Here is a 13,268-nt window from a genome sequence, read left to right on the forward strand (position 1 = left end):
ACAAGGATGTCTGAAACCACGTCTACCCAAACAGCAGGAAGCTGTGGCCCGGCCTGCGAAGGCGAATCGTTGATCATTGAGGTGATGGGGCAACGTTCCGCAGAGGGTCATTCGTTCCAGATCTTTGACGAGAGTGATAACGAACAGCAGGAGTGGCTGGAGAATCAGGTTTCACGGGAGGAGCTCGGCAACAGCCAGCTTTATGTCTGGCCCTGGAAGGCCCAGCCTGCAAGGAATATTTGGCTGGATATTGATGCAGAGGAGGGCGCTCCTGTGCGGGTGCCGCTGTTTGAAGCGGTTTCCGCCACCGAAAGGCAAATGGAAAAACAGTGGAATCGTATCCTGCCGCTGGTTCCCCTGACACTCATTCACGATCCCGAGCCTGAGCCCGGTCACCCGAACGAACATTTGGTACCTGTGCGCCCAGGTTTTATTTACGTATTCAGAAAGGGGCACCTCTGGCGGGAACTGGAAGTTCGCTACTCCGATTCGAGAACCATGGAGTTTCTGGATATTCGTCTGACGGATTACCGGGACAGCGAGAAATCTGACCTGACGGAAGATCGGCGACCAGCTATAGGGAAGCCCCAGCAGGCCATCTGGATGCCAGTCAGCGAAATGAACCGCTCTGTTCTTGCCGAATTCCAGATGGCGTTCTCTGAAGTACAGTGGTCCTCGCGGCGTGTTGCTTATCTTGAGGCTTCTGATTCGGCTCGGGCCGAAAGGTGTCAGGGGTTAAAAGGGCCGGAGCCAGCGCCGGAGGTCGCCTCGCAACTACGCGACCGGCAGACGCCGGGTCACCTGATTTCTTTGTTACAACTTCCTGAAATGAGGCTTCGGGAGCCTTACCTGGAACAGCTTCTGCCGAAGCCGTGGAGCAGCGTTTATGATTTACGCGGCCAATATGCAAAAAACCTTTACGGACAAGCACGTGAAGAAGCGCAGGCTTTCGCCGCGGACAAGGAATCTGGAGAGGACGCATGGGAAGCCGCGTGTTACCGGAACGCTCCCTTAAGGCGAGCGCCCGCAGCGCGAGCAGCGGCCTTTATGGATGAAGCCTCCGGAACTGAAGAAAATTCCCTCTGGCAAACACTGGAATCCACTGGGGACACTCTTGCCGCCCCGCGGGAGAAGGGCTATAGCGGCATTATTCTGGAAGACCGCCTGTTCCACCTACGGCATCGCCTGACCGAGGCACTGGAAGCCCAACGGTTTCTGACCAGCCTGCTGGAAGCAATCGGCCAGAAGCCCCACAGCGACAGCGCCCAGGTAGTCTACCGGTTAATGGCGCCCGAACGACTGGGGGGCCAGGCCAACCCCCTGCACCGTTACCTCGAAGAGATTGATACTAGCCGCTTCAGCCCTTTGCACACCCATCTGCTGACGGCGCAACGCCAACTTGCGAGGGCAGCGCTGGCCGAATCCCAGAAACAATTGGCGGACCTGGTCCGGCAAACCGATAATCAAGTCGCCATGGCGGACCTGTTCAGTCTCTCCGGTGCCGACTATCTCGAGGGTTTCGCCCGCACGCAGGATCTGTTCCATGTCCTGGCCATAGACCCCAACAGTGTCGATCACCTCGCGCGCTCGGCCCCTACCAGCGAGGCCCAGGTGCGGGACGCCAACGATCTGGTCCTGAAAATTGTTGGAGACGGCAGTGATCAGCCCTTGCACGCCATGCTGTTCCCGGCGGAGCAACTAGATGAAGTGGGCAGCACAGCCACCGAGAGCGGGAACCGGGCAGAGTGTGGCGATGGTCGTTGCCGGCCGGCTGACCTGGAGCAGTTACCCGACCAGCCACCGCAATCGGACGAAGTGCAAACCCTCACCGCTGCAGCACTGGCAGGTCTGGTAAAAACCGATGCCATCGATCTGTCCTCAGAATCCAAGCGATGGATGGCCGCCGTTGGCGCCATCCTGGACGGAATCGATAAGCATGTCCGGGCTCTGGCCAACCGGCTGCAATCCCAGACTTACAGGCTTGACAGCCGACTTTACGGCCCCCTGCTAAGAATGGCCAAGGCGCGCGACCCGGCTCTGTTGGGAAGTGTCCAGATGGTCGCCCGCAATGCCGTCCCACAGGGCTGGATTATCCTGGGGCTGCGCGATCCGGCTTCCGGCCTGGACATGGGGTTAACAGAAGCAGACCGGGAATACACCCACAAAGCCAATGGCCACCGGCGCTTCTACGGAGAATACCTGGATGCCGACGGCAACCCCCTGGCCAGTACCCGCAAATCCGCCATCCCCGATCTGACCGACACCGCCGAAGCCCGGCGGATGCAGGTTTACGCCGCCCCTGAGACTTCTGAGGTGGTCCGGGCTCAGCGGGATATGCGCAGGCTTAAACGGTGGGATGAACTTTTTAGCCGGATACGAGTGCCATATCTTGTGTTGGTGTTCGAGGGGCATAATATTCTGAACGAATACAACTTGGCCCAAGCAACTTTCCGAAGAAAAGGTTCAGTGAGAGCGGCAGCGGGCATTTTCAGTTCAACCATGGATCTAGGCTTTGCTTTGACAATAGCAGCCGAGCGATTAAGCAAAGATCTGGGAATCTGGGGCAATGTATCGCCAAAGCTGAGTGAAAAGGCCTTTCAGACTACCAATCCAGTTTTCCAGCGAGCGTTACCTTCATTGGCGCGCGCAGTTCCAGAAATAGTGACAAAACGTTTGCTCGGAGGAATCGTTACAGCCGGGCTCACTATAGCGGTGTCGCTATTGGATATGGCCCATGAGTGGGACACTGGTGATATGGACACCGCTGCAGCTTACGGGGCCTCGGCCGTCGGTGGCGGCATGATGCTGATGGGTGGCCTGATGATGGCCAAAATGACCGAAGCGGGTATCGCTCCCATACTGCTGGGCCTGGGGCCTTGGGGTTGGGTGGTGGCCGGTGCCACCCTGGCTATCGGGGCCGGGTTACTAGCCGTAGTGCTGGACGACCCGCCCCTGGTGGACTGGTTGAAGCGTGGACCTTTCGGACCGGAACAGGACGACGCTTATCCCCACCTGGCCAAAAACCCGCAAGAGACGTACTACAGGCTGGTTGATTTGTTAGCCAGGCCTCGTATTACCATCGAGAAGGCTCACAACATGTCCGCCAGACTGGCGGGTCAGGGGTACAACATAGATCCCCGGCAGGACAGAGAGTTTGCAAAAATCAACACAGTGGTAAAAGTGGAAAATAATCTGACCGCCATGCTAAACGAGGCCAGCCTGACCGTTGCCATGCGCCCGGTGCAGATCACCCGCAAGCCCTCGCGACGCGGATTAAAAACCCAACGGGAAACCCTGAAGGAACCGCCGAAGGTGGTGCTGGAACAGCCCCTACTTAACGGCAAGGCCTACTACCTCGCCCTACCGCCTCGGGAGATCTTCAAGAATTTCTGGGGTCAGGAGGGCCTAAAAACCAGCGAAGTGCTGGTTCGGGCCCAATGGCGCGGCAGTTGGGATTACGGTCAAGCCTCACGCAACCTGGTGTTCCCCGCGCCGGAACTGCACGACCCGACCACCTTCGATCTGGCCGCACACGGCGAGCCAGATTTCACTGAGACCGGCCAGCTTTTCTGGGCGGATGAACAGACCCATCAATCGGAGGAGGCCAAATGACCGCCACCCTCGACCCGACCGGCTACGCCCCCACGGCCTACCGCAGCAACCGCAAAACCCCGGAACCGGCAGAGCCCAGCCAACAGAGCACATTGTTCCGCAAAAGCTGGACCATGGGGTCGCCGTTGCCCAAGGGAAAGCTGTCCGGCGTGTACCCCCCGAATTTTCTCAAGACTTGGGGACCCAAGGAGGTCAGGGAAGATGAGGAGAGCCTTCATTGCTTCAAAGCTGAGGCAGAGGCCGGGGGAGAGCCGTTTAACCCAGTTGGATGGATCAATGGCGACAGCATACGCTACGCTACCCTTCCCAACGTTAGCTGGGCGCTGCTGTGGATGCAGCATGGGGGACGGTTGCTGTTCACCTGGTTGTTTCCAATTTTTTTGCTGGTCATCGCCTTTGGTTGGACTCAAGAACCGGATCATGTGACTTTTCATGAGTTCTTCTGGGACGGAATTTTTCCGTTTTTGGCCTATGTTTTCCTACCCATGCTCCTCTGCTGGGGTATCGGCCGCTTCCTCGAGAAAAAATACCCCAAAGTGGTCTACCAGGAACTCAAAGGCCCTCTCTGGGAGCTCAACCGCCGCACCGGCATGGTGACCTTGTTCGAAAATCCGGAAAAAGACGGCCAGTCCGGAGAAATCCGGGCGCAGGCCCCTTTTCATGAATGGGACGGCTACCTGCTGAGCCTGCCGGATCATCAGGGCAATATCTGGTACCGGCTGGTGCTGGTCCACAAGACTCAGGAATGGGCCCTGCCCATGAACCAACTTCTCGCCGCCACCACCAACCGCGAAGACGTGTTGGCCTACTGGGACCTGATTCGCCAGTACATGGACGTAACCAAGTCGCTGCCGGATATTCCCCTGTTCGAAGCCTACCGCCACTTGGACCTCACCACCCGCGCCCAGGACGAGAAGAAGGGGCGAGATCCCTTATACTGGCGAAATATGAGCGAAGATGACTACGAAGCTTTCAAACGCGAAAACCGGACCGACCTGGCCAATCACTCATGGCGCTAGTCCAGCCCCTACCCAGCGGCCACATCGATCGCAACCTGGTGTTTCCCGCGCCGGAACTGCACGACCCGGCCACCTTCGATCTGGCGGCACACGGCGAACCAGACTTCAGTGAAACCGATCAGCTTTTCTGGGCGGATGAGCAGACCCATAAAGCGGGGGAAGGCACATGACTGCCGTTCAGGATGACTTCGGCTACGCGCCCACCGCCTACCGCAGCAACCGCAAAACCCCGGAACCGGCAGAGCCCAGCCAACAGAGCACATTGTTCCGCAAAAGCTGGACCATGGGGTCGCCGTTGCCCAAGGGAAAGCTGTCCGGCGTGTACCCCCCGAATTTTCTCAAGACTTGGGGACCCAAGGAGGTCAGGGAAGATGAGGAGAGCCTTCATTGCTTCAAAGCTGAGGCAGAGGCCGGAGGAGAGCCGTTTAACCCGGTTGGATGGATTAATGGCGACAGCATACGCTACGCCACCCTGCCCAGAATAAGCTGGGCGCTTCTGTGGATGCAGCATGGGGGGCGGATATTGTTCACTTGGTTGCTGCCAGTCTTTGCTATTTCCATGGCGCTCCTATGGGCCCAGTTGTCGAAAATTGAGAGCTTTACGCGTTTTTTTTGGGATGGAATTTTCCCTTTCCTAGCCTATTTTTTCCTGCCTATGCTTCTCTGCTGGGGCATCGGCCGCTTCCTAGAGAGAAAATACCCAAAAGTGGTCTACCAGGAACCCAAAGGCCCTCTCTGGGAGCTCAATCGCCGCACCGGCATGGTGACTTTGTTCGAAAATCCGGAAAAGGACGGCCAGTCCGGAGAAATCCGGGCGCAGGCCCCTTTTCATGAATGGGACGGCTACCTGCTGAGCCTGCCGGATCATCAGGGCAATATCTGGTACCGGCTGGTGCTGGTCCACAAGACTCAGGAATGGGCCTTGCCCATGAACCAACTTCTCGCCGCCACCACCAACCGCGAAGACGTGCTGGCCTACTGGGACCTGATCCGCCAGTACATGGACGTAACCAAGTCGCTGCCGGATATTCCCCTGTTCGAAGCCTACCGCCACTTGGACCTCACCACCTGCGCCCAAGACGAAAAGAAGGGGCGAGATCCCTTATATTGGCGAAATATGAACGAAGAAGACTACGACGCCTTCAAGCGTAAAAACCGGACCGATCTGGGCAATCACTCATGGCGTTAGTTCAGCCCCTACCCAGCGGCCACATCGATCGCAACCTGGTGTTCCCCGCGCCGGAACTGCACGACCCGGCCACCTTCGATCTGGCCGCACACGGCGAACCAGATTTCACTGAGACCGGCCAGCTTTTCTGGGCGGATGAGCAGACCCATAAAGCGGAGGAAGGCACATGACTGCCGTCTTGGATGATTCCGGCTACGCGCCCACGGCCTATCGCAGCAACCGCAAAGCCTCGAAGCTGGCAGAGACCAGCCAGCAGAGCACGTTGTTCCGCAAAAGTTGGACCATGGGATCGCCCTTGTCCGAGGGAAAGTTGTCCGGCCTGATTCCTCCTGGATTTCTAAACACTTGGGACCCTCAGCACTTAAGAGAATCTGAAGAAATCGAAAAGCGAAAGGGCATCACTGAACTGGAGGAGCGGCACACCTATCATGGTCGCCTGGATGAAGAATGCCTGCGCTACGCCACCCTGCCCAAGATAAGCTGGGCGCTGCTGTGGATGCAGCATGGTGGACGTATACTGTTTACTTGGTTATTTCCGACTTTTTTACTGGTAATCGTATTCGGTTGGACCCAAGTGCCAAAATACATGAATTTTCAAATGTATTTCTGGGATGGCATTTTCCCTTTCGTGACTTATTTTTTCCTACCCATGCTTCTCTGCTGGGGTATCGGCCGCTTCCTCGAGAAAAAATACCCAAAAGTGGTCTACCAGGAACCCAAAGGCCCTCTCTGGGAACTCAACCGCCGCACCGGCATGGTGACCTTGTTCAAAAACCCGGGAAAAGAAGGTCAGTCCGGAGAAATCCGGGCGCAGGCCCCTTTCCATGAATGGGACGGCTACCTGCTGAGCCTGCCGGATCATCAGGGCAATATCTGGTACCGGCTGGTGCTGGTCCACAAGACTCAGGAATGGGCCTTGCCCATGAACCAACTTCTCGCCGCCACCACCAACCGCGAAGACGTGTTGGCCTACTGGGACCTGATTCGCCAGTACATGGACGTGACCAAGTCGCTGCCGGATATCCCCCTGTTCGAAGCCTACCGCCACTTGGACCTCACCACCCGCGCCCAAGACGAGAAGAAGGGTCGAGATCCCTTATACTGGCGAAATATGAGCGAAGATGACTACGAAGCTTTCAAACGCGAAAACCGGACCGACCTGGCCAATCACTCATGGCGCTAGTCCAGCCCCTACCCAGCGGCCACATCGATCGCAACCTGGTGTTTCCCGCGCCGGAACTGCACGACCCGGCCACCTTCGATCTGGCGGCACACGGCGAACCAGACTTCAGTGAAACCGATCAGCTTTTCTGGGCGGATGAGCAGACCCATAAAGCGGAGGAAGGCACATGACTGCCGTTCAGGATGACTTCGGCTACGCGCCCACCGCCTACCGTAGCAACCGCAAAGCCCCGGAACCGACAGAGACCAGCCAACAGAGCACGTTGTTCCGCAAGAGCTGGACCATGGGATCGCCCTTGTCCGAGGGAAAGTTGTCCGGCCTGATTCCTCCTGGATTTCTAGACACTTGGCACCCTCAGCGCTTAAGAGAATATGAAGAAATCGAAAAGCGAAAGGGCATCACTGAACTGGAGGAGCGGCACACCTATCATGGTCGCCTGGATGAAGAATGCCTGCGCTACGCCACCCTGCCCAAGATAAGCTGGGCGCTGCTGTGGATGCAGCATGGGGGGCGGTTGCTGTTCACCTGGTTGTTTCCAATTTTTTTGCTGGTCATCGCCTTTGGTTGGACTCAAGAACCGGATCATGTGACTTTTCATGAGTTCTTCTGGGACGGAATTTTTCCGTTTTTGGCCTATGTTTTCCTACCCATGCTCCTCTGCTGGGGTATCGGCCGCTTCCTCGAGAAAAAATACCCCAAAGTGGTCTACCAGGAACTCAAAGGCCCTCTCTGGGAGCTCAACCGCCGCACCGGCATGGTGACCTTGTTCAAAAACCCGGAAAAAGAAGGTCAGTCCGGAGAAATCCGGGCGCAGGCCCCTTTCCATGAATGGGACGGCTACCTGCTGAGCCTGCCGGATCATCAGGGCAATATCTGGTACCGGCTGGTGCTGGTCCACAAGACTCAGGAATGGGCCCTGCCCATGAACCAACTTCTCGCCGCCACCACCAACCGCGAAGACGTGTTGGCCTACTGGGACCTGATTCGCCAGTACATGGACGTAACCAAGTCGCTGCCGGATATTCCCCTGTTCGAAGCCTACCGCCACTTGGACCTCACCACCCGCGCCCAGGACGAGAAGAAGGGGCGAGATCCCTTATACTGGCGAAATATGAGCGAAGATGACTACGAAGCTTTCAAACGCGAAAACCGGACCGACCTGGCCAATCACTCATGGCGCTAGTCCAGCCCCTACCCAGCGGCCACATCGATCGCAACCTGGTGTTCCCCGCGCCGGAACTGCAAGGCCCGGTCACCTTCCAGGTTCCACTCGCAATTCGAAAAAACCGGGGCAGATTTATTTTAAGAATTTGCGCGAGTGAAGACCATGACGCCGGTATCGTTCAAGCGGAAGCCCGAGCCCGGCCGGAGGCTGGCGTACTGAAACCATTGCCAGAAAATCGGGCACCATCCGTCAGGGCATTGAAAATGACTACGACGAGCAACGCCAGTCAATCAACTTCATGATTGGCAAGTCGCAGTTGTCAGACTTTACGCCGCAATCGGACTACGAGCGTGTCAAAACCCGTTACCGGGTGAAAAGTCTTTCGCTGACTTTTACGGTTGATGTATGGCAGCGAGACGCAGAGCAATACGAGGGCCAGGAAGTGACTCACATAATGGAGCATCTGGACGTTGAGTGGCAGCGATAATCAGTTAGATATGATGAGCGAATACCGTGAAACGGCTTTTCGTTCAGCTAATATTCCGAAACAACATGCTTTGGAGAGCCCAGATGGCTTTGTGAAGTTGCTTGAAGGGAGCGACCTGATAGAAAGGTTGGCTTGGGGGCGCTACAGCAAGTTAAATATACACGAGCGCCCTAAATATGCAGAGGCTCATCAAACTCAAAGCGGCAGTCGATTGCCAGAGGGTCGTGCGTGGACCCACAAGAAAAAACCTAAAGATCTAATTAAAACACGTTGGCAGCTTCTATTAATGCTTGCTGGAGCTTTCGCGGATTACTCGATTTTTGGCTTTTTTTTCGCGTGCAATTTTTTGGCAGCGATGATCGTTGGATTTTTGGATGGTTGGACTGCGTTCGCTTCATTCTTTGAAGTAGGCGCTTGGATGGTTGGACTCCATCTCTTCTGCCGCTACCCCTTCACCTGGTTCCTCGAGCGTAACCCCGACTTCATCGTCAAAGACCTGGGCTGCGGCTTCTTCCGTCCCACCGGCATGGTCAAATTCCGCACCTGGCGCGAAGAAACCTTTGAAGCGCCGTTTATCGAGTTTGACCCTTATATTTCCTATCACGTTCAGCCCAAGGGCCCCTTCAGTTACAAGTTACAACTTCGCCACCGATACAGCGGCTGGCAAACGGCAGTGGCCGAGGTGCACAGCACGCAGAAAGTAGAACTCTACGCCCACTGGGATGAGTTGCAGCGATACATGGACGTCAACCAACCCTTGCCGGATATCCCGGCCCTAGAACCTTATCGTCATCTCGATCCGACAACAGCCGCGTACGACGCCGCAGGCAAACGCGAACGCCCGGCTGACTATTGGGCCACGCTGGATCTGGAGTGGTGGGAAAAAGAAGGCTACCCCGCCCACATAGAAAAGATCCGCAACTTCCCGTGGGACTCGCTGGAAGACCAGATGCAGTACAGCGTGCCGAATTTGAATGAAGCGACGATGGCTTGATCTAAAAGTGGTCGAATGAGAAAGAAAACGAGATCGGTCCATGCCTCGTGCCAGTATCGCGCCGACCCACTGATGCTGCAGCAGGACTCTCATGCAAACGGTGATGACGAAGCGGCTGCAATGGCATTGATGATTGCCAAAGGCGAACATCCCCTGGGTGCGATGCTATTGCCGTTCCAAAACACCGCGAGCGAATGCCGGGTTGGCAGTGCGACCGTGTCTAATCTGAAATTTATGGTTGAAGCACTGGAAGACCGCAGCCAGGACATGCGCGTGTTGGAACCCAATGTGCTACGCAGCATGGCGGATCATCAGGAACAGATTCGGGCACCGGACAGCGAGGCGAGAACAATGCAGGCACGCTCTGCGGCATACGCCTTCTCCAGTGTCGCCGGTGAAATTTCCCAGTGGTGGCTGACGAGGATTCAAACTGAACTGACACAACGTGGCGCCGTGTTTACGGCTGACATCAACCGTATAAAAGGTGCGTTTGAAGGCTTTTCCGAAACCGCAATCCCCGGCAAAACTACCCTGCAGTTGGAAGGTGCCGACGAGGGGCGTACTTACATTGTGCTCGACGTACTCGATGAGCAGGGCAATACGCTGACGTCTGGGGCGGTAGTAGCGGCCAGTCTGAAAGTGGCCGATGCCGATGCGTTTAATGGGGTGGTGAAACACCCGTCGGTTAAGAGTTTGCTACATCAGGCCACGGTTCGGCCGGATGGATTGCCGGCGTTATTGGTAGTGTTCGATTTTTGGAATTTTTGTGTTCAAGCACAGGCTCTTCGACTCGAAATAAAAAGTGTTGCCAGGTTTATTAGTGCTTTTGCAGATTTGGGCATTAGCTCAGCCCAACTTGTAACGTTGTTGCCTAAGCATCCCGGATGGCTCGTCCCTTGGATTGCCAAAGGAAAGGAGGAAGCCAAGTGGTTTACTGCAATGACAAACAAGGTCAACGTGGCTGAGGAAATGGCAGAAGAAATTGTTCGCAACAAACTTCAGGCGTTGGGCTGGGTCGCTGGTATGTTCACGACCGCCCTGATGGTCAATGATTCTGTTGTCTCTTTCGTCAATGGACGATGGGGCACCGGCTTTGCCCAACTTACCAAGGCCAGTGGCGTGGCGACCATGGTCAGCTCTGATATTATCGCAGCGCGTTTATTGACACCTACCACTCGTCGCGTTGTTGAGCGAACGTCTGTCCAGGCGGCGCAGGTAGCTCTCGGACGGATCATCCCGGCTGCCGCCGGCTGGGCAGGGACGGTTGCTTCCGGCTGGGTAACGGCTCTGGGTTTTGCCATTTACGTGGTTGGTGAAGCGGCCTATTACCGAATGATGGACGATGCGGTTAGCGAGTGGCTCCGGGCAGGTCCATTCTCTGGTGATCGGGACAAGCAAACAGCGAAGCTTAACTCCGAATCGGAAGCCTACATTGCATTGGTTAAAGCGATGACGCCAGTGTCGTTCAAGCGTATCTCAGACAATGACATGATGAAGTGACTCGATAGTCGCGGTCTAAAGAGTTGGAAGGATGAAGCCGAGAGCGTTCTCACATTCGCCAGCCCAGCGCTGGCGATCACAGGTGAGCCTTCGGTGACTAAACTGGAGCTGTCCTGGCGTCAGGCGCGTTATCGCGTGTTCGGACGGAACCCCGCAGGGGAGTTGCGAAAAGAGTTTATCGGTGCGAAGTCGGGAACACTGCTTAAGGGAATTCAAGAAGATTTCGACGACAAGCGTCATGCTATCGATTTCATGATCGGCCAGTCACAGTTAGCGGAGATGATGCCCCAAGGTTTTAATGAGCTCGTGGAAACCCACTACAAAGTGAAAAGTCTTTCCCTGAACTTCACCGTCGATGTCTGGCAGCGCGATACGCAAAGCTACGAGTCACAGGAAGTCGAGCATAAAATGGAGGATCTGGACGTTGAGTGGCAACGCTAGTCAGTCAGAAACAATTAGCGAATATTCGAGCTCGGCCTTTCGCTCGACGGATATCCCGCGTCAGAAGCCTCTGGAAGATCCGGGGGGCGCTATTAAAGCGCTGGAGGGTGGTGACCTTATTGAGCGGTTGCCGTGGGCGGCTTACTCGGGATTGGATAACAGCCTGGGCCCGAGCTCTGTGGAAACCTTTAAGGAGCGAGCAGCGGGTAAAGGCCCCAAAAAACTCGCTGGTCCGGCGTGGACGCATAGTGTCAGTCCCAAAGATTTGATAAAAACCCGTTGGCAATTACTTTTGTTGCTGGCGGGATCTTTTGCTGACTATGGAATGCTTAAGTGGATGATCTTGCTGGTCGCGTTAACAGCGATAATCGTATCATTCAGATTCGGTTTAAACGGATTTATCGACACATTCAACATTGCCGCTGTCATATTGTTGCTCCATTTTTTCTTCCGCTACCCCTTCACCTGGGTTCTCGAACGCAATCTCGATTTCATCATCACAGACTTAGGCTGCGGCTATTTCCGCACCACCGGCATGATCAAATTCCGCACCTGGCGAGAGGAGACGTTCAAAGCCCCATTTATTGAATTCGACCCCTACATTTCTTACCATATTCAGCCCAAAGGCCCGGTGAGTTATAAGCTACAGCTGCGCCACCGTTATACGGGGAAACAGACAGTGGTAGCGACCGTGGGAAGTTCGAATCGGGCAGAGCTCTACGCTGAATGGGACGAGCTTCAACGCTACATGGACGTCAGCCAACCCCTGCCAGACATCCCGGCCCTCGAACCATACCGCCACCTCGATCCCACAACAGTCCAGCACGACGGGGCCGGCAAACGCGAACGCCCCGCTGACTATTGGGCCACGCTGGATCTGGAGTGGTGGGAAAAAGAAGGTTATCCCGTCCACATGGAAAAAATTCGCAGTTTCCCGTGGGATTCACTGGAAGATCAGATGCAATACAGCGTGCCGAATCTGAATGAAGCGACGATGGCGTGATCCAAAATTTGTCTGATGAGAAAGGACATGGCCCATGAGTGGGATACCGGTGATATGGACGCCGCCGCAGCTTACGGGACCTCAGCCGTCGGTGGCGGCATGATGCTAATGGGCGGTCTGATGATGGCCAAAATGACCGAAGCGGGAATCGCTCCCATACTGCTGGGCTTGGGTCCCTGGGGCTGGGTAGTGGCCGGTGCTACCCTGGCTATCGGGGCCGGGTTATTGCCAATAGTGCTGGACGACCCGCCCCTGGTAGACTGGCTGAAACGTGGTCCTTTCGGACTGGAACAGGACGATGCCTGTCCCCACCTGGCCAACAACCCGCAAGAGACGTACATAGCGGCCATCAATGAAGACCCACTTCAGGTCCGAGTCGGTTGTCAGCCCACTAAAGAGCTTTTTCCAGATGCCTTTTTTCGACCAGTGATTGAACGCCTTGTAGATGGAATTCCACTTGCCGAAATGCTCTGGCAGATTTCTCCATGGTATGCCAGTGCGTATTCTGAACAGAATACCTTCGACTGTCCTGCGCAGGCCTGCCTTGTCATAGAGGCTGAATTGAAGCAATATTTCTTTCAACTTGGACCACAGCTCCTCTGTGAGCATGTATCTGGGCATTGCAGGCTCGTATGATTGCTGTTTTGGAACTTCATTATACAAACCAGCTTTTAT

13 protein-coding genes and 1 pseudogene are annotated in these 13,268 nt (G+C 55.7%); 13 read left to right on the forward strand and 1 reads right to left on the reverse strand.

The annotated features are described in order from the left end of the window. Positions 1 to 6: 6 nt before the first annotated feature. The 13 genes from MIH19_RS12390 to MIH19_RS12450 all read left to right on the forward strand — a co-directional run bounded on the left by MIH19_RS12390 (position 7) and on the right by MIH19_RS12450 (position 12,593). The gene (locus MIH19_RS12390; protein WP_249005179.1) at positions 7 to 3,612 is read left to right on the forward strand and encodes a hypothetical protein; all 3,606 of its coding nucleotides are present in this window, start codon (positions 7 to 9) and stop codon (positions 3,610 to 3,612) included. Beyond that, complete coding sequence (locus MIH19_RS12395) at positions 3,609 to 4,631, forward strand: hypothetical protein (RefSeq protein WP_249005180.1); 1,023 nt, start codon at positions 3,609 to 3,611, stop codon at positions 4,629 to 4,631. Before MIH19_RS12390 ends, MIH19_RS12395 begins: the two co-directional genes overlap by 4 nt. Then, a complete protein-coding gene (locus MIH19_RS12400) occupies positions 4,622 to 4,801 on the forward strand; it encodes a hypothetical protein (protein ID WP_249005181.1) in 180 nt (59 codons plus the stop codon). Before MIH19_RS12395 ends, MIH19_RS12400 begins: the two co-directional genes overlap by 10 nt. Continuing rightward, positions 4,798 to 5,820 carry a hypothetical protein gene (locus tag MIH19_RS12405; RefSeq protein ID WP_249005182.1) on the forward strand — a complete coding sequence of 341 codons (1,023 nt, stop codon included), beginning with the start codon at positions 4,798 to 4,800 and terminating at the stop codon, positions 5,818 to 5,820. Before MIH19_RS12400 ends, MIH19_RS12405 begins: the two co-directional genes overlap by 4 nt. Further along, positions 5,811 to 5,990 (forward strand): hypothetical protein, encoded by a 180-nt coding sequence (locus MIH19_RS12410; protein ID WP_249005183.1) that lies wholly within the window; start codon positions 5,811 to 5,813, stop codon positions 5,988 to 5,990. The genes MIH19_RS12405 and MIH19_RS12410 overlap by 10 nt, the downstream gene beginning before the upstream one ends. Next, on the forward strand, positions 5,987 to 7,003 hold the full coding sequence (locus tag MIH19_RS12415; RefSeq protein WP_249005184.1) for a hypothetical protein: 1,017 nt from the start codon (positions 5,987 to 5,989) through the stop codon (positions 7,001 to 7,003). Before MIH19_RS12410 ends, MIH19_RS12415 begins: the two co-directional genes overlap by 4 nt. Further along, positions 6,994 to 7,173: a hypothetical protein gene (locus MIH19_RS12420; protein WP_249005185.1), complete on the forward strand. Its 180-nt coding sequence runs from the start codon at positions 6,994 to 6,996 to the stop codon at positions 7,171 to 7,173. Before MIH19_RS12415 ends, MIH19_RS12420 begins: the two co-directional genes overlap by 10 nt. After that, entirely contained in the window at positions 7,170 to 8,186 is a 1,017-nt protein-coding gene (locus tag MIH19_RS12425; protein ID WP_249005186.1) for a hypothetical protein, read from the forward strand. Before MIH19_RS12420 ends, MIH19_RS12425 begins: the two co-directional genes overlap by 4 nt. Positions 8,187 to 8,466: 280 nt before the next feature. Then, positions 8,467 to 8,655: a hypothetical protein gene (locus MIH19_RS12430; RefSeq protein ID WP_249005187.1), complete on the forward strand. Its 189-nt coding sequence runs from the start codon at positions 8,467 to 8,469 to the stop codon at positions 8,653 to 8,655. Further along, on the forward strand, positions 8,639 to 9,649 hold the full coding sequence (locus tag MIH19_RS12435) for a hypothetical protein (protein WP_249005188.1): 1,011 nt from the start codon (positions 8,639 to 8,641) through the stop codon (positions 9,647 to 9,649). The genes MIH19_RS12430 and MIH19_RS12435 overlap by 17 nt, the downstream gene beginning before the upstream one ends. Before the next feature lie 15 nt (positions 9,650 to 9,664). Continuing rightward, entirely contained in the window at positions 9,665 to 11,149 is a 1,485-nt protein-coding gene (locus MIH19_RS12440) for a hypothetical protein (protein WP_249005189.1), read from the forward strand. A 93-nt stretch (positions 11,150 to 11,242) separates the two neighbouring features. Further along, positions 11,243 to 11,590, forward strand: coding sequence for a hypothetical protein (locus tag MIH19_RS12445; RefSeq protein WP_249005190.1), 348 nt, complete (start codon positions 11,243 to 11,245; stop codon positions 11,588 to 11,590). Further along, complete coding sequence (locus MIH19_RS12450; protein WP_249005191.1) at positions 11,574 to 12,593, forward strand: hypothetical protein; 1,020 nt, start codon at positions 11,574 to 11,576, stop codon at positions 12,591 to 12,593. The genes MIH19_RS12445 and MIH19_RS12450 overlap by 17 nt, the downstream gene beginning before the upstream one ends. A gap of 333 nt (positions 12,594 to 12,926) precedes the next feature. On the opposite strand, the pseudogene MIH19_RS12455 reads toward MIH19_RS12450, so the two are convergent. Then, positions 12,927 to 13,202: pseudogene (locus tag MIH19_RS12455) on the reverse strand (transposase); the annotation flags it as partial. Between the last annotated feature and the right edge of the window lie 66 nt (positions 13,203 to 13,268).

Origin of the sequence: Marinobacter sp. M1C (assembly GCF_023314135.1) — a bacterium.
GTDB lineage: Bacteria > Pseudomonadota > Gammaproteobacteria > Pseudomonadales > Oleiphilaceae > Marinobacter.

Bases quoted from the DNA above. Each gene is read 5' to 3' on its own strand.
- MIH19_RS12390 (WP_249005179.1), top strand. From the start codon at position 7: ATGTCTGAAACCACGTCTACCCAAACAGCAGGAAGCTGTGGCCCGGCC.
- MIH19_RS12395 (WP_249005180.1), top strand. From the start codon at position 3,609: ATGACCGCCACCCTCGACCCGACCGGCTACGCCCCCACGGCCTACCGC.
- MIH19_RS12400 (WP_249005181.1), top strand. From the start codon at position 4,622: ATGGCGCTAGTCCAGCCCCTACCCAGCGGCCACATCGATCGCAACCTG.
- MIH19_RS12405 (WP_249005182.1), top strand. From the start codon at position 4,798: ATGACTGCCGTTCAGGATGACTTCGGCTACGCGCCCACCGCCTACCGC.
- MIH19_RS12410 (WP_249005183.1), top strand. From the start codon at position 5,811: ATGGCGTTAGTTCAGCCCCTACCCAGCGGCCACATCGATCGCAACCTG.
- MIH19_RS12415 (WP_249005184.1), top strand. From the start codon at position 5,987: ATGACTGCCGTCTTGGATGATTCCGGCTACGCGCCCACGGCCTATCGC.
- MIH19_RS12420 (WP_249005185.1), top strand. From the start codon at position 6,994: ATGGCGCTAGTCCAGCCCCTACCCAGCGGCCACATCGATCGCAACCTG.
- MIH19_RS12425 (WP_249005186.1), top strand. From the start codon at position 7,170: ATGACTGCCGTTCAGGATGACTTCGGCTACGCGCCCACCGCCTACCGT.
- MIH19_RS12430 (WP_249005187.1), top strand. From the start codon at position 8,467: ATGATTGGCAAGTCGCAGTTGTCAGACTTTACGCCGCAATCGGACTAC.
- MIH19_RS12440 (WP_249005189.1), top strand. From the start codon at position 9,665: ATGAGAAAGAAAACGAGATCGGTCCATGCCTCGTGCCAGTATCGCGCC.